This is a genomic window from Nocardioides sp. Leaf285, assembly GCF_001422955.1.
GTDB classification, from domain to species: domain Bacteria; phylum Actinomycetota; class Actinomycetes; order Propionibacteriales; family Nocardioidaceae; genus Nocardioides; species Nocardioides kribbensis.
The window spans coordinates 100399-122785 of sequence record NZ_LMNH01000006.1 but is presented as its reverse complement, the minus strand read 5'-3'; the positions used below and the strand labels follow the sequence as shown (position 1 = coordinate 122785).

Annotated in this window: 22 protein-coding genes; 11 read left to right on the top strand and 11 right to left on the bottom strand. The window is 74.5% G+C overall.

Features of this window, described 5'->3' with window-relative positions:
• Window positions 1-50: 50 nt before the first annotated feature.
• From ASF47_RS20035 to ASF47_RS20025, 3 genes are read left to right on the top strand one after another with little or no spacing between them, the layout of a single operon-like run.
• Window positions 51-1595, top strand: a complete 1545-nt coding sequence (locus ASF47_RS20035; RefSeq protein WP_056865796.1) for a flavin-containing monooxygenase — start codon at window positions 51-53, stop codon at window positions 1593-1595.
• On the top strand, window positions 1592-2434 hold the full coding sequence (locus tag ASF47_RS20030; RefSeq protein ID WP_056865795.1) for an SDR family NAD(P)-dependent oxidoreductase: 843 nt from the start codon (window positions 1592-1594) through the stop codon (window positions 2432-2434). Before ASF47_RS20035 ends, ASF47_RS20030 begins: the two co-directional genes overlap by 4 nt.
• Window positions 2435-2439: 5 nt before the next feature.
• Window positions 2440-2976: a DUF402 domain-containing protein gene (locus ASF47_RS20025; protein ID WP_056865794.1), complete on the top strand. Its 537-nt coding sequence runs from the start codon at window positions 2440-2442 to the stop codon at window positions 2974-2976.
• Here the strand turns inward: ASF47_RS20025 and ASF47_RS20020 are convergent.
• Window positions 2964-4397, bottom strand: coding sequence for a threonine/serine ThrE exporter family protein (locus ASF47_RS20020; protein WP_082500559.1), 1434 nt, complete (start codon window positions 4395-4397; stop codon window positions 2964-2966). The genes ASF47_RS20025 and ASF47_RS20020 overlap by 13 nt on opposite strands.
• A gap of 88 nt (window positions 4398-4485) precedes the next feature.
• Here ASF47_RS20020 and ASF47_RS20015 point away from each other — a divergent pair, with 88 nt between their 5' ends.
• The gene (locus ASF47_RS20015) at window positions 4486-5613 is read left to right on the top strand and encodes a glutamate--cysteine ligase (RefSeq protein ID WP_056865793.1); all 1128 of its coding nucleotides are present in this window, start codon (window positions 4486-4488) and stop codon (window positions 5611-5613) included.
• Window positions 5614-5628: 15 nt separating this feature from the next.
• On the opposite strand, the gene ASF47_RS20010 is transcribed toward ASF47_RS20015, so the two are convergent.
• From ASF47_RS20010 to ASF47_RS19995, 4 genes are all read right to left on the bottom strand, one after another.
• On the bottom strand, window positions 5629-6729 hold the full coding sequence (locus ASF47_RS20010; RefSeq protein WP_056865792.1) for an FUSC family protein: 1101 nt from the start codon (window positions 6727-6729) through the stop codon (window positions 5629-5631).
• 59 nt (window positions 6730-6788) lie between these two features.
• A complete protein-coding gene (locus ASF47_RS20005; protein WP_056865823.1) occupies window positions 6789-7121 on the bottom strand; it encodes a hypothetical protein in 333 nt (110 codons plus the stop codon).
• Window positions 7118-7456, bottom strand: coding sequence for a hypothetical protein (locus tag ASF47_RS20000; RefSeq protein WP_056865791.1), 339 nt, complete (start codon window positions 7454-7456; stop codon window positions 7118-7120). The genes ASF47_RS20005 and ASF47_RS20000 overlap by 4 nt, the downstream gene beginning before the upstream one ends.
• Window positions 7457-7630: 174 nt before the next feature.
• Entirely contained in the window at window positions 7631-8284 is a 654-nt protein-coding gene (locus ASF47_RS19995; RefSeq protein ID WP_082500557.1) for an HNH endonuclease family protein, read from the bottom strand.
• A 236-nt stretch (window positions 8285-8520) separates the two neighbouring features.
• Here ASF47_RS19995 and ASF47_RS19990 point away from each other — a divergent pair, with 236 nt between their 5' ends.
• On the top strand, window positions 8521-9927 hold the full coding sequence (locus tag ASF47_RS19990) for a WS/DGAT/MGAT family O-acyltransferase (RefSeq protein WP_082500556.1): 1407 nt from the start codon (window positions 8521-8523) through the stop codon (window positions 9925-9927).
• Between the two features lie 18 nt (window positions 9928-9945).
• On the opposite strand, the gene ASF47_RS19985 is transcribed toward ASF47_RS19990, so the two are convergent.
• Entirely contained in the window at window positions 9946-11124 is a 1179-nt protein-coding gene (locus ASF47_RS19985) for a site-specific DNA-methyltransferase (RefSeq protein ID WP_056865790.1), read from the bottom strand.
• A 74-nt stretch (window positions 11125-11198) separates the two neighbouring features.
• On the opposite strand from ASF47_RS19985, the gene ASF47_RS19980 reads away from it, so the two are divergent.
• The gene (locus ASF47_RS19980) at window positions 11199-12101 is read left to right on the top strand and encodes a matrixin family metalloprotease (protein ID WP_156698083.1); all 903 of its coding nucleotides are present in this window, start codon (window positions 11199-11201) and stop codon (window positions 12099-12101) included.
• An 81-nt stretch (window positions 12102-12182) separates the two neighbouring features.
• Entirely contained in the window at window positions 12183-13472 is a 1290-nt protein-coding gene (locus ASF47_RS19975) for a phosphodiester glycosidase family protein (protein WP_056865788.1), read from the top strand.
• Between the two features lie 16 nt (window positions 13473-13488).
• On the opposite strand, the gene ASF47_RS19970 is transcribed toward ASF47_RS19975, so the two are convergent.
• A complete protein-coding gene (locus ASF47_RS19970; RefSeq protein ID WP_056865787.1) occupies window positions 13489-13941 on the bottom strand; it encodes a hypothetical protein in 453 nt (150 codons plus the stop codon).
• A gap of 70 nt (window positions 13942-14011) precedes the next feature.
• Between ASF47_RS19970 and ASF47_RS19965 the strand changes: the two genes are divergently transcribed.
• Window positions 14012-14620, top strand: a complete 609-nt coding sequence (locus tag ASF47_RS19965; protein ID WP_056865786.1) for a mismatch-specific DNA-glycosylase — start codon at window positions 14012-14014, stop codon at window positions 14618-14620.
• Here the strand turns inward: ASF47_RS19965 and glgC are convergent.
• Together glgC and ASF47_RS19955 are read right to left on the bottom strand one after the other, a co-directional pair.
• On the bottom strand, window positions 14617-15861 hold the full coding sequence (gene glgC, locus ASF47_RS19960; protein WP_056865785.1) for a glucose-1-phosphate adenylyltransferase: 1245 nt from the start codon (window positions 15859-15861) through the stop codon (window positions 14617-14619). The two genes, ASF47_RS19965 and glgC, sit on opposite strands and share 4 nt — an antisense overlap.
• 38 nt (window positions 15862-15899) lie before the next feature.
• On the bottom strand, window positions 15900-16271 hold the full coding sequence (locus ASF47_RS19955) for a DUF427 domain-containing protein (protein ID WP_056865784.1): 372 nt from the start codon (window positions 16269-16271) through the stop codon (window positions 15900-15902).
• Between the two features lie 75 nt (window positions 16272-16346).
• Here ASF47_RS19955 and glgA point away from each other — a divergent pair, with 75 nt between their 5' ends.
• The gene (gene glgA / locus ASF47_RS19950) at window positions 16347-17549 is read left to right on the top strand and encodes a glycogen synthase (RefSeq protein WP_056865783.1); all 1203 of its coding nucleotides are present in this window, start codon (window positions 16347-16349) and stop codon (window positions 17547-17549) included.
• 24 nt (window positions 17550-17573) lie between these two features.
• Here glgA and ASF47_RS19945 read toward each other — a convergent pair whose 3' ends face one another.
• Complete coding sequence (locus tag ASF47_RS19945) at window positions 17574-18656, bottom strand: NADH:flavin oxidoreductase/NADH oxidase (RefSeq protein WP_056865782.1); 1083 nt, start codon at window positions 18654-18656, stop codon at window positions 17574-17576.
• A gap of 82 nt (window positions 18657-18738) precedes the next feature.
• On the bottom strand, window positions 18739-19254 hold the full coding sequence (locus tag ASF47_RS21760; protein WP_082500555.1) for a DUF4234 domain-containing protein: 516 nt from the start codon (window positions 19252-19254) through the stop codon (window positions 18739-18741).
• 331 nt (window positions 19255-19585) lie between these two features.
• Here ASF47_RS21760 and ASF47_RS19935 point away from each other — a divergent pair, with 331 nt between their 5' ends.
• Both ASF47_RS19935 and ASF47_RS19930 read left to right on the top strand, forming a co-directional pair.
• Complete coding sequence (locus ASF47_RS19935; RefSeq protein ID WP_082500553.1) at window positions 19586-21061, top strand: DUF1800 domain-containing protein; 1476 nt, start codon at window positions 19586-19588, stop codon at window positions 21059-21061.
• Window positions 21062-21072: 11 nt separating this feature from the next.
• On the top strand, window positions 21073-22374 hold the full coding sequence (locus ASF47_RS19930) for a DUF1501 domain-containing protein (RefSeq protein WP_056865780.1): 1302 nt from the start codon (window positions 21073-21075) through the stop codon (window positions 22372-22374).
• Window positions 22375-22387: the final 13 nt, after the last annotated feature.

Below are 22387 nucleotides of genomic sequence, written 5' to 3'. Positions count from 1 at the left end.
GGGCCCCACTCTATTGACACTTTTTCAATAACGCCAATACCCTCGTGACCATGACCACCGACACCACCCCGGTCCCGGCCGGCGCGCGCCGCGTCGACCACCTCGTCGTCGGCGCCGGCTTCGCGGGCCTGTGCGCCGCGATCCAGCTCGACGCCGATGGCGAGCGCGACTTCGTCGTCCTCGAGAAGGGCGGCGACGTCGGCGGCACGTGGCGCGACAACACCTACCCCGGCGCCGCCTGCGACGTGCCCAGCCAGCTCTACTCCTACTCCTTCGCGCCCAACCCCGACTGGTCGATGTCGTTCTCGCCCCAGCCGGAGATCCAGGCCTACATCCAGCGCGTGGCGCGCGAGTCGGGCGTGCTCGACCGCTTCGTCTTCGACACCGCGCTGGAGACCGCCACCTGGCGGGCCGAGGAGCAGGCATGGCTGGTCGAGACCAGCCGCGGCGACTACCTGGCCCGCGACCTCGTCGTCGGCGCCGGTGGCCTCTCCGAGCCCAAGCTGCCCGACATCGAGGGGCTGGCGTCCTTCGGCGGCGAGGTCTTCCACTCCGCCCGCTGGGACCACACCGCCGACCTCACCGGCAAGCGCGTCGCCGTCATCGGCACCGGCGCCTCGGCGATCCAGATCATCCCCGAGGTCGCCGAGCGGGCCGAGCACCTCGACGTCTACCAGCGCACCGCACCCTGGGTGATGCCGCGCCACGACCGCACCTACTCGCGCCTGGAGAAGGCCGCCCTGCGCCACGTGCCGGGGCTGCAGAAGGCCTACCGCACGGCGATCTACTGGGGCCGCGAGTCCTACGTGCCGCCCTTCACCCTGGCCCCCGCGGTGCTGCTGCCGGCGCGCAAGGCCGCCGAGGCCAACATCGCCCGCTCGATCAGCGACCCGGAGCTGCGCGCGAAGGTCACCCCCGACTTCCAGATCGGCTGCAAGCGGATCCTCATCTCCAACCGCTACTACCCCGCACTGGCCCGCCCGACCACCGAGGTGGTCACCGACCGGATCGCCCGGCTCACCGAGCACGGCATCGTGACCGCCGACGGCACCGAGCGCGAGGTCGACGTCGTCATCGTCGCCACCGGCTTCCACACCACCGAGCTGCCCATCACCGAGCACCTGGTGGGCCGCACCGGCCGCACCCTGTCCGCGCGCTGGAAGGAGAGCGGCATGGCGGCCTACAAGGGCACCACCGTGCCGGAGTTCCCCAACCTCTTCCTGCTGGTCGGCCCCAACACCGGCCTGGGCCACTCCAGCATGGTCTTCATGATCGAGTCGCAGGTCGCCTACGTGCGCGACGCGATCCGCACGATGCGCCGGCACCGCTACGCCACGGTCGAGCCCACCGAGCGGGCCACCGCCGCCTGGAACGAGAGCCTCCAGCAGCGCATGGACCGCACGGTGTGGAGCACCGGCGGCTGCTCCAGCTGGTACCAGGACGAGCACGGGCGCAACACCACCCTGTGGCCGCGCTCCACCTTCGGCTTCCGCCGCCTGCTCGCCCGTTTCGACACCCCGGCCTACGCCGTCGGCGCGCCGCACACCGACCCCGCCCCCCGCAGCACCCCGACACGTGAGGACGTGAACGCATGAAGACGCTGACCGACAAGGTCGTCGTGATCACCGGCGCCGGATCCGGCATCGGCCGGGCCCTGGCCCTCAACCTCGCCGGCAAGGGCTCGCGCCTGGCCCTCTCCGACGTCGACGAGGCCGGCCTGGCCGAGACCGCCCGCCAGGCGCGGGCCGCCGGCGCCCGCGACGTGCGCACCGACCGGCTCGACGTCGCCGACCGCGACGCCTTCGAGGCCTACGCCGCCGCGGTCGTCGACCACTTCGGCCGGGTCAACGTGGTCGTCAACAACGCCGGCGTCGCGCTGGCCGGCGACCTGGTCGAGCTGGAGTACGACGACATCGACTGGATCATCGGCATCAACTTCTGGGGCGTGGTGCACGGCACCAAGGCCTTCCTGCCCCACCTCATCGCCTCCGGCGACGGCCACGTGGTCAACCTGTCCTCGCTCTTCGGGCTGATCTCGATGCCCGGGCAGAGCATGTACAACGCCTCCAAGTACGCCGTGCGCGGCATGACCGAGGCCCTGCGCGAGGAGATGCTCATCGCCGGCCACCCGGTCGGCGTGACCTCGGTGCACCCGGGCGGCATCAAGACCGCCATCGCCCGCAACTCCCGCGTCTCCGCGGGCGAGGACCAGGCCGCCACGGCCAAGTTCTTCGACGAGAAGCTGGCCAAGATGACCCCGGAGAAGGCCGCCGCCATCATCGTGCGCGGCATCACCCGCAACCAGGCCCGGGTGCTCGTCGGTCTCGACGCCCACGCGCTGCACACCTTCGGCAAGCTGGCCGGCTCCCGCTACCAGGACGTCGTGGCCAAGGTGTCGAAGAAGGTGCTCCCGCCCAAGACCCAGGTGGTCTGAGGCCCGTGCGACCGGCGCCGGGGCAGCCCGTCCGCATCGAGACCACCAAGTGGGGCGAGCGCCCCCACTGGCGGATGGCGGGCGTGCACCTCGGCGCCGACGAGCACGGCGACTGGGTCGGCGTGCCCCGCGGCACCCACCACGCGCGCCCCGGCGCGGCCTTCGTCTCCGAGGTCGACACCGTCACCCTGCTGCCCGTCGCGACCGCGCAGTGGTGGGTCGCCACCTTCCACGCCCCCGGCACGTGGGCGTCGGTCTACGTCGACATCACCACCCCGCCCCGCTGGCTCGCGGGGCCCGACGGCCCGGTGGTCACCGCCGTCGACCTCGACCTCGACGTCGTGCGTCGCGCCGACGGGAGCGACTACGTCGACGACGAGGACGAGTTCGCCGAGCACCGGGTGCGCTACGCCTACCCGCCCGAGGTCGTCGCGGCCGCCCGGGCGTCGTGCGACGCGGTGCACGCCGCGGTCGCCGCGCGCAGGGCGCCGTACGACGGGAGCGCGGAGGTCTGGCTCGAGCGGCTGGCTCAGCCCGGCTGAGTCGTCGACCCGGCCCCGTCGTCGCCCGTGCCGCCGTCGCCGTCGTCGGCGTCCTCCGCGCGGGCCCGGGCACGACCGCGGCGCGAGGTCTGCGCCGAGGAGCCGGGGCGACGGCTGCGCACGCGCACCGGGCCGACCAGTCGCGGCCCCGAGAGCCTGACCTCGAGCTTCTGCGCCTCGCGCTTGAGGGGCTGGGCGACGTACTCCCCGAGGATGACGCCCGCGGCCAGCGCGATCGCGACCGAGGCCGCGGTGACCATGGCCAGCAGGCCCTCGGAGCTGTCGCGGCGCCCGCCCTCGGCCAGCAGCGTGAGGCCCCGGTAGATCGAGATGCCGGGCAGCATCGGCACGATCGCCGAGACCACGACCACCAGCGGGGGCACGCGCATCCGACCGGCGACGGCGAAGGCGACGAGGCCGACGAAGAAGGCCGCGGTGCCGACCGACCACGCCCGCCCCAGGCCGGGCTGGGCCAGCGACGTCGAGATGCCCATGGCCACCGCGGCGATGCCCGCGATCGGGGCGAGGATGCGCCCCGGGGAGTAGGAGGCGAAGGCGAAGGCCGCAGCGGCCAGTGCGGAGCCCACGATCATCAGCCCCACGCTCTGGATGTCGACGCGGCCGGGGTCGATCTCGGGGATCTGGACACCGACCACGTTGGCCAGGCTGAGCCCGCCGCTGACGCCGGCGATGATGCCGGCCGTGGCCAGGATCGCCTCGGTCAGACGGGCGCCGGCGGTGATGTAGAAGCCGGTCAGGGCGTCCTGGAGCCCGCCCATGAAGCCGACGCCGGCCAGCAGCATGACGATGTTGGCGGTGATCACCAGCGAGACGTCGATGCTCAGCGGGCTGGCCGCGGCGGCCGCGGCGATCAGCGTCGCGGCGCCCGCACCGGCGACCTGCTGGTAGAAGGCCGGCATCCGGCGCTTGGCCATGCGCAGCTGGAGCCGGTCGATGGTGACCGCGCTGAGCAGGGCCAGCACGACCACGGCCGCGTCGCCGCCGAGCTGCATCGCCACGCCGGCGCTCATCGCGGCCCAGGCCCCGGTGACGGCCCAGCGGGGCCGGTCGTGACCGGTGGAGACGATGCGGCCGAGCTCGGCCCGGGCCTGGCGCAGGTCGAGGTCCTCGCGCAGGACGTCGCGCACGAGGTGGTCGACGCGGGTGAGGTGCTGGTAGTCGATGACCCGCTGCTTGACCTGGCGCGTGGCGATCACCGGGGGCTCGTCGGGGCTGGTCTGGTGCGACATCTCCAGGGAGGTGAAGGTGATGTCGCACTCGGCCTGCCAGAAGCCGAGGGCGCGCGCCAGCGAGAGCATCGTCGCGGTCACGTCGGCCGCGCCGGCACCCGAGGACAGCAGCACCTCCCCCACCCGGAGACAGAAGTCCAGGGTCAGGTTCAGCTCACGGTTCTCCGACATGGCCGCGATGCTCGCAGGGCCCGCCCCGGGCTGGCCAAACTCCGCCGCTGCGATCTGCCTCACGCCGCCCGTGTGGTTCGCTGGGCGCGTGCGCATCGACTTCCACGGGTCGCCGACCCCCACGCTCGGGGTGGAGTGGGAGCTCGCGCTGGTCGACAAGACCGACCGCGACCTGACCCACTGCGCCGCCGACCTCTCCGCCCTCGCCGGGCCCCGGCTGCCCCACCCCGAGCGCCTCCACAAGGAGCTGCTGCGCAACACCGTCGAGGCGGTGACGGGCATCTGCGACACCGTCGGGGACGCCGTCGAGGACCTGCGCGCCACCCTGGAGGCGGTCGTGCCGGCCGCCGACGAGCTGGGCGTGGACCTCTACGGCGGCGGCACCCACCCCTTCGCCTCCTGGACCACCCAGCAGCTCAGCGAGGGCCACCGCTACGAGGAGCTCATCAACCGCACCCAGTGGTGGGGCCGGCAGATGCTGATCTGGGGCGTGCACGTGCACGTCGGCCTGCCCGAACGGCGCCGGGTGATGCCGGTGCTGTCGTCGCTGCTCAACCACTACCCCCACCTGCAGGCCCTCTCGGCCTCCTCCCCGATCTGGGCCGGGGTCGACACCGGCTACGCCTCCAACCGGGCGCTCATGTTCCAGCAGCTGCCGACGGCCGGGCTGCCCTTCCAGTTCGCGACCTGGGAGGAGTTCGAGCGCTTCGCCCACGACCAGCTCACCACCGGCGTGATCGACGACCTCTCCGAGATCCGCTGGGACGTGCGGCCCGCGGCCCACCTCGGCACCCTCGAGAGCCGGGTGTGCGACGGCGTCTCCACCTTCTCCGACCTCGCGGCGCTGACCGCGCTCACCCAGTGCCTGGTGGTCGACCTCGACACCCGGCTGGCCGGCGGCGAGGAGCTGCCCACCATGCCGCCGTGGCACGTGCAGGAGAACAAGTGGCGCGCGGCGCGCTACGGCCTCGAGGCCATCGTGATCCTCGACGAGCACTCCACCGAGCGCCTGGTCACCGACGACCTGGCCGACCTGCTCGAGCGCCTCGCCCCGGTGGCGGAGCGGCTGGGCTGCTCCGAGGAGCTCGCCCTGGTCGGTGACATCCCCCGCCGCGGCGCCTCCTACCAGCGCCAGCGGGCGGTGGCCGAGCGCACCGGCGGCGACCTCGTGGCGGTCGTCGATTCGGTGGTGCAGGAGCTGCGCGCCGAGCTGTGACCCGGCCCGCCCGGCTCAGCGCGGCGGCGGGGGCAGCGCGTCGGTCGACTCCAGCTGCGAGAGCCCGGTGAGCATGAGCAGGTCGACGACGACGGAGCGCAGCTGGGCCAGCACGACCTCGGCGGTCATCTCCTCGGCGCGCTCGACCGACCCGGTGGCCATGCCCACCGCCAGCAGCGCGGGCATCGCCGCGGTGGGCTGGCGGTCCTGGGTGAGCTCCTCGACCACCACGTCGACGGCGTCGGCGAGGTCGCGGGCCAGCGCGGAGTAGGAGGTGGGCACCGGTCGGCGGTGGTAGGCGGCGACCGCGACCTGGCGCACCAGCACCCGGGTGCTGCGCATCGCGCGGTCCATCGGGCCCACCAGCTCCGCCATGCGCCGGATGCCCGGCTTGTGCCGCACCCGGAACGGCGAGGACGCCACGATGGCCATGCCCTCGTCGGCCGCCGACTGGAGCTGGCGGATGAGCGCGTCGGTGCTGCGGGCGTCGTCGAGCAGGGCCATGCCGCGCTCGACCTCGCCGTCGACCATGACGTCGGCGGCGCCGCGCAGGAGCTCGGCGACCTTGCGCAGCACGACAGCGGCCTGCTCGCGCGGGCGCCGCAGCGCCGCCGCCGGCACCACCGTGGCCGCCACCAGGGCGACGCCGCCCCCGATGAGGGCGTCGGTCCACCGGGTCAGCGAGGCGCCCGACCCCGGCAGCAGGGCCACGACGAAGATCGACTGGATCGCAGCCTGGTTGACGAAGAGGGTGCCGGCGTCGAGCAGCACCGCTGCGGTCATGGCGAGGGCCACGATGAGCCCCAGCTGCCAGGCGCCGCCGCCGAGCCAGACGATGAGCAGGTCGGCCAGGAGCACCCCGATGGCCACGCCCGCCGTCACCTCCGCCACCCGGCGCAGCCGCTGGCCGTAGGAGGTGCCGAGGCTGACCACCGCGGCGATGGGCGCGAAGACGGGCACGTCGTGACCCAGCAGGTCGCTGGCGATGAGCCAGGCGACGGCGGCGGCCACCGCGCACTGGAGGATCTGCCAGCGCTTGGAGCGCCAGCGGGCGACCCGCACCCGCGCCGAGCTGCGCGAGCGGCTCCACACGAGGTCGAACGGCGGGGCCTCCATGGTCCTGATCGTGCCAGACCAGGGACCCCGCCGTGGCCGGAGCGGCGCGGGCGGACGACCTAGCGGTGGGCCCAGTCGAGGGCCTGCTGGAGGTCGGCGAGGTCGCGGTACCAGACCCGCACCTCGGTGCGGCAGCGCACCCGCGCGACCCGTGTGTCGTACTCCCCGCACTCGGCCGCGGCCTCGGAGTCGGTGGGCGGGTAGAGCGCGGTGCCGTCGTAGTGGTGGACGCCGAAGCCGTTGGCGGCGTCGCCGGTCACCTCGACGATGGTGTCGGGCGGCGGCTGCGCCGGCGCCTGGGTGCCGTTGCTGGCGCCCGGCAGCAGCAGGCCGACCCCGGCCAGGGCGCCGGCGAGGCCGACCAGGGCGGCCGCCCGGGCCGGGGCCCTCACGCCGCGCTCCGGGCCCACTTCAGCGCCTGCTTGGTGTCGGCGAGGTCGCGGTACCACGTCTTGACCTTGGTGCGGCAGCGCGCCTGGCCGATCCGGGCGGGGTAGTCGGCGCAGTCGTCGAGCGCCTCGCGCAGGCGCGGGGGGAAGTCGGAGCTGCCGTCGTAGTACTTGATGCCGAAGCCGGTCTGGGCGTCGCCGGTGACCCTGACGATCGTGTCGGGCGCCGGCGGGGTGGGGTCGGCCTGGGCCGCGGCCACGCCGACGAGGGAGCCGGCGGTGGCGGCGAGCGTGAGGCCGGCCGCCGCGACGGCCAGGCGCAGGGTGGAGCTGGTCATGGTGTCTCTCCCGAGGGTCGCGCACCGGTGGGATCCGGTGTCGACCACGACGCTAGGGAGATCCGGGCCCCGCCGGGCCCGGCCCGCGGCCGGCTGGGGAGGGACCGACGGGCGCGAGCGCCTGTGGACGACTCGTGGGCCGGGTCGGGCCGGGCGGGCCGGGTCCGGCCGGGCTCAGCGGGCGAGGGCGACGGTCAGCGTGGTGTTGGTGCAGCCGTCGGCCGCGGAGGCCAGCGCCGCCTTCTCCGCCGCGTCGACGCTGAGCCGCCAGCGGTGCTTGACCGCGACGTACTCCGAGACGTAGCGGCACACCTGCTGGGCCGGCAGCCACTCGGCGGGGTCCTGGTCGCTCTTGGCCTGGTTGACGTTGTCGGTCACCCCGACCAGCGAGCGGTGGTCGCCGAGGTCGTTGGCGTAGGCCTGGCGGGTCGCGCTCGACCAGGTGCGGGCGCCGGAGTCCCACGCCTCGGCGAGCGGCACCATGTGGTCGATGTCGACGTCGGAGGTGGCGGTCCACGACGCGCCGTCGTAGTAGGAGTACCAGCGCCCGCCCGACAGCGCGCAGCCCGCGCCGACGGTGACCGGGTCGTCGGCCTCGCTGATGAGCACCTCGTCACGGGTGCTGCACCCGTCGCCGTCGGCGTCGATCCAGTGGGTGAACAGGTCGCGGGAGTAGCCCGTGCGGACCTCGGTGGCGGTCGGCAGGTCGCTGACGGCGGTGCGCAGCGGCGCGGAGTAGTCGGCGGCGTGCGCCGCGCTCGGCAGCGCGACCGCGCCCGCGGCGAGGGCCGCGGAGACGAGGACGGAGGGCAGGAGACGGCGGACCACGAGGGCTCCCGGGTGTCGGAGGGACGGCGTACGTCGAGCCTGCGGCCGCCGCCGGGGCCCGGCAAGACCCGCGCGCGAGGACGAGGGGAACCCCTCAGCCGGGGTGACGCACACCGCCCGCGGGCCGGCGTCACTTCGCGGTGAGTTCACCGTTCACCTTGTGGCGACCGTCACGGCGAGACATCCTGGCCCCCGGGCCGCCGCCGAGCAGCCCCCTGCCAGCGAAAGGCCCTCTCGTGGTCACTCCGATCGACCCCACCGCCACGGCGTTCCTGCTGGCCGAGAACCGGCACATGCCGATGCACGTGGGCGGTCTGCAGCTCTTCGAGAAGCCGGCCGGTGCGGGCCCGCACTACGTGCGCGAGATGTACGAGCAGATGCGCGACGTCGAGGAGATCGCACCGCTCTTCCTCAAGCGCCCCCACCGCTCGCTGCGCACCGCGGGCCAGCTGGTGTGGGTGCCCGACGAGGACTTCGACGTGGAGCACCACGTGCGCCACAGCGCGCTGCCGGAGCCGGGCCGCTACCGCGAGCTGTTCGAGCTGTGCTCGCGGCTGCACTCCACGCGCCTGGCCTGGGAGCGCCCGCTGTGGGAGTCGCACGTCATCGAGGGCCTGGCCGACGGCAAGGTGGCGCTCTACACCAAGTCGCACCACGCGCTGGTCGACGGCGTCTCGGCGATGCGCCTGCTCCAGAGCGTGCTGGGCACCGACCCCGACGAGCGCGACATGCCCGCGCCGTGGGGCTACCGCCCGCCCACCCGCTCGAAGGCGCTGGCCACCACCCGCGACCGCAGCCTCGCCGAGCTGCCGCTGCGGGCGGCGCGCACGGCGCTGGGCATCAGCGCCGAGGCCGCGGGCATGCCCTCGGCCCTGGTGCGGACCCTGGCCCGCGGGGTGCGCAACGAGACGACCACGGTCTCGCTGCGCACGCCGCGCACGATGTTCAACCGCCCGATCACGGGCGCCCGCCGCTTCGCGGCCCAGGACTGGCCGATCGAGCGGCTGCACGCCATCGGCCGGGCCACCGGCACGACCCTCAACGACGTGGTGCTCGCGATGTGCAGCGGCGCGATGCGCGCCTACCTGCTCGAGCTCGACGCGCTGCCCGACCAGCCGATGGTGGCGATGGTGCCGGTGGGGCTGAACGCGAAGTCCTCCCACATCGCCTCCGCCGACGGCGGCAACGCCGTGGGCGCGGTGCTGGCCCAGCTGGCCACCCACCTCGACGACCCGGCCGACCGGCTGCGCAGCATCCACCGCTCCATGGTCGACGGCAAGGAGGCGCTGTCGTCGATGACGCCGACGCAGATCATCGCGATGACCGCGATGGGCCAGGCGCCGGCGATCATCCCGCCGCTGCTGCGGATGCAGGGCATCGTCCGCTCGCCCTACAACCTCATCATCAGCAACGTGCCGGGCCCCCGCACGACCCACTACTGGAACGGCGCGCGGATGACGGGGGTCTACCCGCTGTCGATCCCGATCAACGGCATGGCCCTCAACATCACCTGCACCTCCTACGACGGCCAGATGGCCTTCGGCCTCACCGGCTGCCGCCGCACCGTGCCGCACCTGCAGCGGCTGCTGACCTTCCTCGAGGACGAGGTCGCGGCCCTGGAGAAGGCCGCCGGCGTGGAGTGACCCGGGGTCGGCCACGGGTCAGGCGGGCGGCTCGATCCGCTCCTCCAGCCCGCCGCCGACGGTCTCGGCCACGGCGCGCAGCCGCGCCCGGGTGATGTCGGCGACCGTGACCAGGCCCGCGGCGTGGGCGTTGGACCCGACGCGGGTCGGCGCGGCCACGTCGACGCTCGTGCAGGCGCGGCTGCCGCCGTCGGCGGCGTTGGCCAGCGCCACCGCGTGGCCGGTGGTGCCGCTGCCGGCGAAGAAGTCGAGCACCCGCGCGTCGGCAGGCATCGTGGCGAGCACGCGGCGCAGCAGGCCGGTGGGCTTCGGCGACTCGAAGACGTGGCCCACCAGCTCCTTGAGCTCGGCCACCGCGGTGTCGGTGGAGCCCACCTCCTCGGCCAGCCAGATCGTGGTCAGCTTCTTGCGCCGGCCCGGGTGCAGCCAGTCGCGCTGGAAGACGTCGACCCGCGGGCCGCGCACGCCGTTGACGGTGCGGCAGACGAGGTCGTCGGGGCGCTGGTCGATGAGGGGGCGGCTCCAGCGCCAGACCGCGGGCCGGCCGTCGCCGAAGACGGGCTCGATCTCCACCGCGCCGTCGAAGGGCGTGGTGGCGACGCGGCCGGTGACCGGGTCGCCCCACACCGCGAAGTGCAGCGTGCGGGAGGTGGTGGGGTTGAACTTCTTGTTGGTGTTGCGCAGCGGCAGGTGCCGGAAGCGCCGCCCCGTCGCGGCGTCGGTGAGCGGGAAGTCGCGCTCGTCGACGGTGTCGGGGCTGCTGGCCTGCAGCACGCAGCGGCGCGGGTCGCGGGCGTAGACCAGCAGGTACTCGTGGCTGGTGGCGAAGCCGCCGCCGAGCTGGCGGCCCTTGGGGTTGAGGTTGACCACGACCTGGGCCAGGAAGCCCTCCTCGCCCAGCACCTCGTCGAGCAGCAGCCGCAGGTGGGCCGCCTCGTGGTCGTCGATGCTGACGAAGAGCGCCCCGGTGCCGGCGAGCACGTCGCGGGCCGCCTCCAGGCGGGGGCGCATGAAGGCGGTCCAGGCGGCGTGGCGGCCCTCCCCGGGCGCGCCGCGGCGGTCGTCGGCGTAGGCGAAGGCGTGCCCGGTGTTGTAGGGCGGGTCGATGTAGACCAGGTCGAAGGCCTCGCCGCGCGCGGCGCACGCCCGCAGGACGGCGAGGTTGTCGCCCTCCACGAAGGTGTTCCACACCGGCACGCCGCCGACCCTAGTGCGACACCGCTGCGCCCGTCCGGCCACGCCGGTGTGGAGCGCCGGGTGAGAATGGCGTCGTGGGGTTCTCGCAACGACGCGCGCAGCGGCGCTGGGCCAGGGAGATGGAGCGGCGCCTGCGCGAGCTCGACCGTCTCGACCAGTCCCACGGCCTGGGGGCGAGCCCGACCCACCGACCCGTGCGGGAGCCGTGGGGCGCGCGCCGGCGTACGTCGCGACCGCGCCGGGAGCGCCGCACCCACGGGCCGGTGCTGCCGGGGCTGCTGGTGGCGGTCGTGGTGACCACGCTGCTGCTGATGCGCGACCCGGGCGCCTTCGGCAACCGGATGCGCGACCTGCTGGGTCGCAACGACCGGCTGGGCGACCTCGTGGGCGTGGAGGACACCGGCGGGTCCTACGACTTCAGCCTCACCCAGCGCGGGGGCCGCCAGCCGGTGAGCTGGAACCCCTGCGAGCCGATCACCTACGTGGTCAACCCCGCCGGGGCGCCGCAGGACTGGGAGGTGCTGGTCTCGGAGTCGGTGGCCGAGATCGAGGGGGCCACGGGCTTCCGGTTCAGCGACGAGGGAGTGACCGACGACCGCGACTTCGAGCGGCGCGAGAGCCTGCTCGGCCGGCCCGCGCCGGTGCTCATCGGCTGGTCGGACGACGAGGAGGTGCCGCGCCTGGCCGGCGACGTCGCCGGGCTCGGCGGCAGCGCGACCAGCCAGGGCCTGGGCCGGCGCTACTACGTCACCGGCATGGTCGCCCTCGACACCGACGTCTACGACCGCCTCGCCGACGAGCCGGGCGGGCGCGAGCAGATGCGCGCCATCCTGGTGCACGAGCTCGGCCACGTCGTGGGCCTGGGCCACGTCGACGACCCGGAGGAGCTGATGAACGCCGACAACCTGGGGCGCACCACCCTGGGCGAGGGCGACCGCGAGGGTCTGGCCCGCCTGGGCTCGGTGCCCTGCTCCTGAGGCGGCCGGGCCGCGTGGTGCTGGAGGGAACTGTGGTGCATCTGCCCCGCAAGCACCGGTGAGAGGCTTAGCCTTCATGCCGTGCGCGTCTCCCGACCCCTGGCTGCCGCGGCGCTGAGCGGGCTGCTCGCCCTCGGTGCCCCGGCCCTGGCGACCCCCGACGACCCCGCTCCCGCCGGCTCCGCGAGTCCTGACCCGAGCCCTGCCGGGAGCTCGGCTCCGGCGACCCGACCCGGCACCGCCGCCGGCGAGGGCCGCGACCGGCAGACCTCCGACGGCCTGGCGGGTGCCCTCGCGGCGCCCGGCACCGCCGACGACCGTCGTCTCCTCACCCGCAGCGTCGTCTCGGTGCGCCGGGTCGCCCCCGGCGTCGAGCTGCGGGAGTGGAGCCAGACCGACGCCCGCGGCCCGGTCCGCGCGCACCTGCTGGTGGTCGACCCCTCGGTGAGGGGCGTGGGCCTCGACTACGCCAACCCCGGCCGGGTCGCCGCGACCGAGACCGTGCTCGACATGGCCCAGGACCGGCCCGCCGCGGTCGGCGCGGTTAACGGCGACTTCTACGACATCGGCCGCACGGGCGCCCCGCTCGGCGTCGGCCGCTCGAAGGCCGGGGGCGTCATGAACGCCCGCGCCTCGGGGTGGAACTCCGCCTTCTACCTCGGCGCCCACGGCGCGCCCCACATCGGCACGGTCCGCCTGAGGGCCTCGGTCGTCGACCGCCCCGGCATCGACGTCACCAACCTCAACTCGCACGTCGTGGCCCCCGGCGGGGTCGGGATCTACACGCCCCGGTGGGGTCGCTCGCCGGGCTACCAGGTCGTGGAGGGCCAGCAGGAGGACGTGCGACTCGTCGTCGTGCGCGACGGCCGGGTCGTCGCCAACCGCACCCGCCTCCAGCCCGGGGCCAGGATCGACGGCCGGCTGCTCGTCGGGCGCGGCGACGGGGCCCGCTCCCTGCGCGCGCTGCGGGTCGGGACGCCGGTGCGCACCACCTGGTCGCTCGAGGGCGCCCCGCGCATGGTCGTGACCGGCAACAAGTTCCTCGTCGACGACGGGGTGGTGCAGGTCGTCGACGACCGCGAGATGCACCCGCGCACGGCGGTGGGCATCGACTCCGACACCGGCGAGGTGCTCGTGCTCGTGGTCGACGGCCGCTCCGAGCAGAGCCGCGGCCACACCATGGTCGAGCTGGCCGACCTGATGATCGACCTCGGCGCCGACGAGGCGCTCAACCTCGACGGCGGCGGCTCCTCCACCCTCGTGGCCGAGCAGGGCGACGGCGGGCTGGCGGTCGAGAACGAGCCCTCCGACGACGTCCAGCGCTCGGTGGCCAACAGCCTCCTGGTCACCTACGTCGCCCCTCGGGGCTGATCCCGGCCCGGCCGGCTCAGCGGTCGGTCGGCTCCTCGACCAGCACCAGCGCCACCGTCGTCACCGGCGCGAGGCACTCCCGACCGGTCGCGGGGGCGGGGGCGGCGGTGAGCCGGAGCCCCTCACCGGCGCCCTCCACCGCGACGTCCTCGGCCGGCTCGCAGCCCACCGCCACGACGCCGCCGACCAGCTCGCGGCCCTGCGACACGTCGGCGCCCTCGACCGCACGGCGCACCTCGCCCACCAGCGGCCCCCGCAGGTCGGCGACCAGCGCGGCCACGTCGCCCGGCCCGCGCAGGTGGGTCGCCCCCGCACCCGGCCGGCCGCCCGCAGCCGTGGCGCTCAGCAGCGCGACGACCTCGGGCTCCGCGCCCGTGCGGACCGGGTCGGCGGCCGACCCCGAGGTCTGGCCGTCGGCGCAGCCCGACGCGAGCACGAGCACGGTCAGGGTCCCGAGGAGGAGGCGCATGGTGCTCCGACGGTAGCCCGCGGCGCGGGGTTCCCGCGGGCACCCGGCGCCGGCGTGGCAGGCTCGGCGCGTGAGCCCGCGGCAGACCTTCACCCGCGCCGAGCTGGAGGGCTTCCGCGACGCGGAGGTGCCCGACCTGCTCGGCGACGACGCACACCCGGTGCGGCTGCTCGTGGTCGGGATCAACCCCGGCCTGTGGACCGCGGCGACCGGCACGCACTTCGCCCACCCGGGCAACCGGTTCTGGCCCGCGATGCTCCGCGCCGGGGTGATCGAGCACCCCGTCGACCCGGCCGCGGGCCTCACCGACGCCGACCGCGACCGGCTGCGCGAGCGCGGGATCGGGCTGACCAACCTCGCACCCCGTGCGACCGCCAAGGCCTCCGAGCTCGGCGCCGCCGAGCTGCGCGCCGGCGCCGCGCGGCTCGCGGCGCTGGTCGAGCGGGTGCGCCCCCGCGTGGTCGCGGTCGCCGGCGTCACGGCCTACCGCACGGCCTTCGTGCTGCCCCGCGCGCAGCAGGGCCGCCAGCCCGAGCCCCTGGCCGGCGCGGAGCTGTGGATCGTGCCCAACCCCAGCGGGCTCAACGCCCACGAGACCACCGAGACCCTCGCCGTGGCCTACGCCGAGCCGGCGCGGGCCGCGGGGCTGCTCCCCACGACCCCGCCGCCCGCGACCTAGGCCGGGAAGGGCTGGTCCTTGCCGAGCACGGTGAGGCCGTCCTCGACCACGAAGCCCCGGGCCCGGTCGGCCTCGGGGTCGACGCCGACCTGCGCGCCCGGGGGCACCACGACGTTCTTGTCGAGGATGGCGTTGCGCACGACCGCGCCGGCGCCGACCTGCACGCCGTTGAGCAGCACCGAGCCGCTCACCTCGGCGCCGGACTCCACGCGCACCGCGGGCGAGAGCACCGAGCGGCTGACCGCGCCGCCGGTCACCACGGCCCCGGGCGAGAGCACGGCCTCGTCGACCTCGGCCTTGGTGCCGTCGCCGCCCTGCACGATCTTGACCGGGGGCTGCGGGCCGTAGGCGGTGTAGATCGGCCAGTCGAAGTTGTAGAGGTTGAAGACCGGCAGCGGGGAGACGACGTCCATGTGGGCGGCGTAGTAGGACCCGAGCGTGCCGACGTCGCGCCAGTAGCCGCGGTCGCGGTCGGTCGCGCCGGGCACGACGTTGTCGCGGTAGTCGTAGACGCCGGCCTGGGAGCGGCGCACGAAGGCCGGCACGATGTCGCCGCCCATGTCGTGCTTGGAGCCGGGCGTGGTGGCGTCACGGGTGACGGCCTCGACGAGCGCGTCGGCGTCGAAGACGTAGTTGCCCATCGAGGCCAGCACCTCGCCGGGGCTCGAGGGCAGCCCGACCGGGTCGGTGGGCTTCTCGAGGAAGTCGCGGATGCGGCTCGGCTCGTCGGGCACGACGTCGATCACGCCGAACTGGTCGGCCAGCGAGATCGGCTGCCGGATCGCCGCGACGGTGCAGGCCGCGCCGCTCTCGACGTGCTGGGCCACCATCTGGGAGAAGTCCATGCGGTAGACGTGATCGGCCCCGACCACGACCACGATGTCGGGCTTCTCGTCCTTGATCAGGTTGAGCGACTGGTAGATCGCGTCGGCGCTGCCGAGGTACCAGTGCTTGCCCACGCGCTGCTGGGCCGGCACCGGGGTGACGTAGTTGCCGAGCATGGTCGACATGCGCCACGTCTGGGTGACGTGGCGGTCGAGGCTGTGGCTCTTGTACTGCGTCAGCACCACGACCTGGAGGTAGCCGGAGTTGACCACGTTGGACAGGGCGAAGTCGATGAGGCGGTAGATGCCCGCGAAGGGCACCGCCGGCTTGGCCCGGTCGGCGGTGAGCGGCATCAGTCGCTTGCCCTCACCGCCGGCGAGCACGATGGCCAGGACCTTCTTGCGGGAGGCGCTCATGGCGTCACCGTAACGCCCCGGACCCCCGGCTGGGCAGGTCAGCCGACGCGCACGTCCACGACGTCGGGGTAGAAGGCGACGTGACCGGCGATCTCGGCGACCGCGGGGTAGGGCGCGTCGTAGGTCCACACCTTGTTCTCCAGCGTGCGGCCCCCGACCACGAGGCTGTAGTAGCCGGCCTCGCCCTTGTAGGGGCAGTAGGTGGCGTGCTCGGTGCGGGTCAGCACGAGCGGGTCGACGTCGCCGATCGGCACGTACTGCACGGGCGGGTAGCCCGCCTCGGCCAGGCTGAGCGCGGCGTCGGTGCGCGCGACCACGTGACCGTCGACGCTGACGGTAACGGGCTGGCCGGTGGCGGTGACCGAGATCGGGTGGCTGGCGTCGGGGACCTTCACGGGGCGGGTGCTCATGCCCGCCCCAACCCGGCGTCCACGGGCGCTGTTCCCGCGGGGCGTGTCGCCCCCGGGGCGAGTAGGTTCACCTGCGTGCGAGTCGACGTCCTGAGCAAGGAGTACCCCCCGGAGATCTACGGCGGGGCGGGGGTGCACGTCGCCGAGCTGGTGCGCGCGCTGCGCGCGATGCCCGACGGGCCCGACACCCGGGTGCACGCCTTCGGCGCCCCGCGCGAGGAGCCCGGCACCTCGTCGTACGCCGACCTGGGCGAGCTCGCCGGCGCCAACCCGGCCCTGCGCACCCTGGGCGTGGACCTCGCCATCGCGCAGGGGTGCGCCGGCAGCGACCTGGTGCACTCCCACACCTGGTACGCCAACATGGCCGGCCACCTCGCCTCGCTGCTCCACGGCGTGCCGCACGTCGTCTCGGCGCACTCCCTGGAGCCGCTGCGCCCCTGGAAGGCCGAGCAGCTCGGGGGCGGCTACGCCCTGTCGTCGTGGGTGGAGCGCACCTCCTACGAGGCGGCGGCCGCGGTGATCGCGGTGTCGGCCGCGATGCGCGAGGACGTGCTGCGCTCCTACCCCGCCGTCGACCCCGGCCGCGTGCACACCGTGCACAACGGCATCGACACCGACCTGTGGGCCCCCGTGCACGCGCCCGACCGGGTGCGCGCCCAGGGCGTCGACCCCGACCGGCCCTCCGTCGTCTTCGTCGGCCGGATCACCCGGCAGAAGGGGCTGCCGCTCTTCCTGCGCGCGGTGGCGCAGCTGCCGCCCGAGGTGCAGATCGTGCTGTGCGCCGGGGCCCCCGACACCCCGGAGATCCAGGCCGAGGTCGAGACGCTGGTGGCCGGCCTGGCCGCCGAGCGCGACGGCGTCGTGTGGATCCGCGAGATGCTGCCGCGCGCCGACGTGGTCGCCCTGCTCAGCGCCGCCACCGCCTTCGCGTGCCCCTCGATCTACGAGCCGCTGGGCATCGTCAACCTCGAGGCGATGGCCTGCGAGACCGCGGTGGTCGCCACCGCGACCGGTGGCATCCCCGAGGTCGTCGTCGACGGCGCCGGGGCCGGCGCCACCGGCCTGCTGGTGCCCATCGAGCAGGCCACCGACGGCACCGGCACGCCGCTCGACCCCGACCGCTACGTCGCCGACTTCGCCGCGGCGCTCGTCGAGGTCGTCTCCGACCCCGACCGCGCCGCCGCCCTGGGGCGCGCCGGCCGGCAGCGGGCCATCGAGTCCTTCAGCTGGGGCGCCATCGCGGCCCGCACCGTGGACGTCTACCGCTCGGTGCTCTGAGCGGCCGGGCCTCACCAGCCGGCCTCACCAGCCGGCGGACCCCGCGCGGTACTGCACCGGCCAGTCGACGCCCTCCCCCGGCTCGACGCCGAGCTCGTGGGCCGCGCGCAGCGGCCAGTGCGGGTCGCGCAGCAGCTCGCGGGCCAGCAGCACCACGTCGGCGGAGCCCTCGGCGATGACGTCGTTGGCCTGCTTGGGCTCGGTGATCAGGCCCACCGCACCCGAGGCGATGCCGGCCTCGGCGCGGATCCGGGCCGCGAACGGCACCTGGTAGCCCGGCTCCACCGGGATGTCGACGCGCAGGTTGCCGCCCGAGGAGGTGTCGACCAGGTCGACGCCCGCCTCGCGCAGCAGCCCCGCGAGCCGCACCGAGGAGTCGGCGTCCCAGCCGCCCTCGGCCCAGTCGGTCGCGGAGATGCGCACCAGCAGCGGCACCTCCTCGCCGACGGCCGCGCGGACCCGGCGTACGACGTCGAGCAGGAGGCGGGCGCGGTGCTCGAAGGGGCCGCCGTACTCGTCGTCGCGGTGGTTGGAGAGCGGGGAGAGGAACTCGTGGAGCAGGTAGCCGTGGGCGGCGTGGACCTCGACGACGTCGAAGCCGGCCTCGACGGCGCGCACCGCGGCGGCCCCGAAGGCCTCCACGACCTGCTCGATCTCGGCGACCGTCAGCGCGCGGGGGTCGCGCAGGCCCGGGAAGGCCTCGGCCGACGGGCCGACCGGCTCCCAGCCGCCCTCGGCGTCGGAGGCCACCTGGCCCTCGGCCCAGGGGCGGGCCGCGGAGGCCTTGCGCCCGGCGTGGGCGAGCTGGACCGCCGCCGTGGCCCCCTGGCCGTGCACGAAGTCGACGACACGGCGCCAGGCGTCGCGCTGGGCGTCGTCCCAGATGCCGGCGTCCTGCGGGGTGATGCGCCCCTCGGGCACCACGGCCGCGGCCTCGGTCATCACCAGGCCGGCGCCGCCGCGGGCGAAGGAGCCGAGGTGCACCAGGTGCCAGTCGTCGGGCAGGCCGTCGACGGAGGAGTACTGGCACATCGGCGCCACCCAGACCCGGTTGCGCACGGTGACGCCGCGCAGGGTGATCGGGGTGAACAGCTCGGAGGTGGGCACGGGGAGACGCTCCTGGGGTCGGTGACGGGGGTACGTCGGGCCAACCCCGGGAGCGTCCCGGGTGTTCCGTGCGTGGTGCGGGTCAGTCGCGGGTGGCGCCCAGCGACTCCCAGTAGCGGTTCAGGGCGCCGTTGGTCTTCACGAACCACACGATCGGGCCGACGAGGATGAACATGCCGGGGAAGTACCACAGGCCGGTGAGACCGCTGACCGGCGGCTCCTGGCCGCGGCGCTTGTAGAGCCCGCCGACCTCGCTGGCGGTGAGGTAGGGCATCACGAACCCGACGAAGAGGGCCAGGATCAGGGCCACGCCGCCGCCGACGCCCTGGCCGCTGTGCTGCTTCATCTCCTCGTGGGTCTTGAAGTACCAGTAGAGGGAGTAGATGCCGAAGGTCACGATGGCCAGCACGATGCAGACGCCGGTGCCGCGGACCTTGCCGAGGGGCGCGCCGCCCGGGGCGCCGTAGGTCGCGGGCGCGCCGTAGCCGCCGTACGGCGAGGGCGGCTGCGCGCCGTAGGAGGAGGGCGAGCCGGCCGGCGGCGGGGGGCGGTAGCCCTCGGGCGGCGGGGGCGGGGCTGACGGGGTGCTGTCGCTCATGGGGGGATCCTCGTGACCGGGGGCAGGCCCGTGGCGTGGCGCCGCGGGCTGGACGGTCGCAACGTACCCACGTCGCGACGCTCCATGCGCCGTTCGGCGACACCGGTGCCACGAACGGCTCGACCGCACCCCACCCACCTCCTGCGGGTGACCCGACCGGGCCACCCGGGCATGGCCCGTCCGGGCCATGCCGCCCGCCTGACGGCCCCTTCTGGGGCCGATCCCTCCGCCTCGGCGCGTCGCGGCCGAAGATCACCGTGTCGCCCCCCTCGACACCCCCCCTGCAGCACCCCCGCGCCATCACCCGCACCCCCGCCGCACCACCCCACGGATGAGGACCCCCCGCCTCGTGAGTGCCACCTACGCCCCCGGCCGCTACGCCCGCACGCCCGTCCTGGGCGCCGGCGCCCGCCACCTGGTCACCCGCTTCTCCTACGGCGTCACGCCCGAGCTCACCGCCGAGGTCAAGGCCGCCGGCGGCGGCATGGCGTGGTTCCGCGAGCAGCTCGCCACCGCCGACTCCGCCCGCGCCGAGGCCCTCGCCGACTGGTGGCCCGACCTCCACCGCGGACCCGCCGACCTCTGGCAGCGCCAGGTCACCGACGTCCGCGGCACGTGGGAGGTCATGTACGACTACGCGCGCCGGGTGATGGCGCGGCGCATCACCTCGCGCCAGCAGGTGCTCGAGGTGATGACGGAGTTCTGGGAGGGCCACCTCCACGTGCCGGCGATCGGCGACGCGCAGGCGGTGTGGCGCGCGCCGTACGGCGAGATCATGCGGCGCCACGCGCTCGGGCGCTTCGACGAGATGCTGGTCGAGGCGATCACCCACCCCTCGATGCTGATCTTCCTCGACGGCGCGACCTCCACCAAGGCCCACCCCAACGAGAACCTCGGCCGCGAGCTGCTCGAGCTGCACACCGTCGGGGTCGGCAACTACACCGAGGACGACGTCAAGGCCTCCGCGCGCATCCTCACCGGCTACCGCGTCGACCTGTGGCGCACCTGGGCCGCCACCTACCGCCCCGAGGACCACTGGACCGGGCCGGTGCAGGTGGCGGGCTTCAGCCACGACAACGCCGCCGCCGACGGGCGCGAGGTCGTGCGGGCCTACCTCGTGCACCTGGCCCACCACCCCGCCACGGCGCGGCGCATCGCGCGCAAGCTGGCGCTGCGCTTCGTCAGCGACACCCCCAGCGACGCGCTGGTGGAGAGGCTGGCCGCGACCTACCTGGCCAACGACACCGCCATCAAGCCGGTGCTGATGAAGCTGGTCAACAGCCGCGAGTTCCGCACCTCGCGGCGCACCAAGCTGCGCGACCCCGCCGAGGACGTCGTCGCGACCTACCGCGCCCTCGGCCTGCCCCTCGAGCCGCCCAGCGACGGCGAGGCCGCCGCCAACGCGATGATCTGGCAGTCGGAGACCATCGGGCTCAAGCCCTTCGCCTGGCCCCGCCCCGACGGACAGCCGCTCACCAACGCCGCCTGGGACTCCCCGGCCCGCGCCCTGGCCTCGATGGCCATGCACTGGTCGATGTCGGGCGGGTGGTGGCCCGAGCACGGCACGACCTACAAGAAGCCCACCGAGTGGGTGCCGGAGTTCCCGATCGTCTTCCGCGACCTGGTCGACCACATGGCCCGCCGCGTGCACGCCCGACCGTCCTCCGCCTCGCTGCTCCAGGGCGCGTGCACGGCCACCGGCATCGCCCCCGACGCCACCATCACCGCCGACCACGCGCTGATGAAGTGGCACTTCCCGCGCCTGCTCGCTGCTCTGCTCGACCACCCCGACCACTACCTCCGGTGAGCGTGACGACGATGACGACTGCTGCTGCCCGCACCGCCTCCCGCACCGGCGACCCGTGCGGGTGCCCCGACTACGCCGCCGCCACCGCGCTCTCGCGCCGCGGCTTCCTGCGCGGGCTGGGGCTCACGGGCGCGGCGTACGCCGTGGGCTCGGCGATGGTCACCTACGGCGCCGCGCCGGCCATGGCCGCCGGGGTCGCGCCGGCGCCGAACGGCTCGGTGCTGGTCGTGCTGTCGATGCGCGGTGCCGCCGACGGGCTCTCCCTCGTCGTGCCCCACGGCGACCCGGCCTACTACGCCGCGCGCCCCCGCATCGCCGTGCCCGCGGCCAAGCTGCTGGGCAAGGACGCCTTCTTCGGGCTGCACCCCAACCTCGCGCCCCTGCTCCCGATGTGGCAGTCGGGAGAGCTCGCCGCCGTGCACGCCACGGGCATGGCCGTGGCCAACCGGTCGCACTTCGCGGCCATGGAGCTGGTCGAGGACGCCAACCCGGGCTCGAGCGTGCGCAGCGGCTGGCTCAACCGCCTGCTCGGCGGCCTCGACGGCGACTCGCCGCTCCAGGGCGTCAGCATCGGCTCCTCCTCCCCACCGGCCTCGCTCTACGGCGAGCAGCCGATCATGTCGGTGCGCAACATCTCCGACGCCGTCGTCGCCGGCGACGACCAGTGGGACACCGACCAGGCCCGGTTGCGCTCGCTGTCGCAGATGTGGGGCTCCTCCACCGCCCCGATGGCCCGTGGCATGCGCTCGGCGATGGCGGCCGTGGCCGACCTCGGCCCCGTGCGCGCCGAGCCGGAGAACCGCGCGGCCTACCCCGACAGCGACCTGGGCCGGGCGCTGGCCGCCGTCGCCCGCACCATCCGCGGCGACGTCGGCGTCTCCCTGGTCACCGTCGACCAGGGCGAGTGGGACATGCACGCCGACCTCGGCACCCTCGACTGGGGCGCGATGAAGTACAACGCCAACGACCTGGCCACCGCGATCGCCGCCTTCTTCGCCGACCTCGGCTCGATGCGCGAGCGGGTCACCCTGCTGACCATCTCGGAGTTCGGCCGACGGGTCTCGGAGAACTCCAACTACGGCCTCGACCACGGCTGGGGCAACGTCATGTTCCTCGCCGGTGCCGGGGTCAAGGGCGGGCGCTACTACGGCCGCTGGCCCGGTCTGGAGGACTCCCTCGACGCCGACCTCACCGTCACCACCGACTTCCGCTCGGTGCTCTCCGAGGTCGTCCTGTCGCGCACCGACGCCTCCGCCGCCCAGGTCTTCCCCGGCTTCACCCCCGAGCCGGTCGGGGTGATGGTCGGGCGCTGACCGCGCTAGCGAG

Coding starts and splice junctions, on each gene's coding strand:
- ASF47_RS20000 (WP_056865791.1), bottom strand. CDS start 7,456: ATGACCAGCTCCACCCTGCGCCTGGCCGTCGCGGCGGCCGGCCTCACG.
- ASF47_RS20035 (WP_056865796.1), top strand. CDS start 51: ATGACCACCGACACCACCCCGGTCCCGGCCGGCGCGCGCCGCGTCGAC.
- ASF47_RS19935 (WP_082500553.1), top strand. CDS start 19,586: ATGAGGACCCCCCGCCTCGTGAGTGCCACCTACGCCCCCGGCCGCTAC.
- ASF47_RS21760 (WP_082500555.1), bottom strand. CDS start 19,254: ATGAGCGACAGCACCCCGTCAGCCCCGCCCCCGCCGCCCGAGGGCTAC.
- ASF47_RS20030 (WP_056865795.1), top strand. CDS start 1,592: ATGAAGACGCTGACCGACAAGGTCGTCGTGATCACCGGCGCCGGATCC.
- ASF47_RS20020 (WP_082500559.1), bottom strand. CDS start 4,397: ATGTCGGAGAACCGTGAGCTGAACCTGACCCTGGACTTCTGTCTCCGG.
- ASF47_RS19970 (WP_056865787.1), bottom strand. CDS start 13,941: ATGCGCCTCCTCCTCGGGACCCTGACCGTGCTCGTGCTCGCGTCGGGC.
- glgC (WP_056865785.1), bottom strand. CDS start 15,861: ATGAGCGCCTCCCGCAAGAAGGTCCTGGCCATCGTGCTCGCCGGCGGT.
- ASF47_RS19955 (WP_056865784.1), bottom strand. CDS start 16,271: ATGAGCACCCGCCCCGTGAAGGTCCCCGACGCCAGCCACCCGATCTCG.
- ASF47_RS20010 (WP_056865792.1), bottom strand. CDS start 6,729: ATGGAGGCCCCGCCGTTCGACCTCGTGTGGAGCCGCTCGCGCAGCTCG.
- ASF47_RS19930 (WP_056865780.1), top strand. CDS start 21,073: ATGACGACTGCTGCTGCCCGCACCGCCTCCCGCACCGGCGACCCGTGC.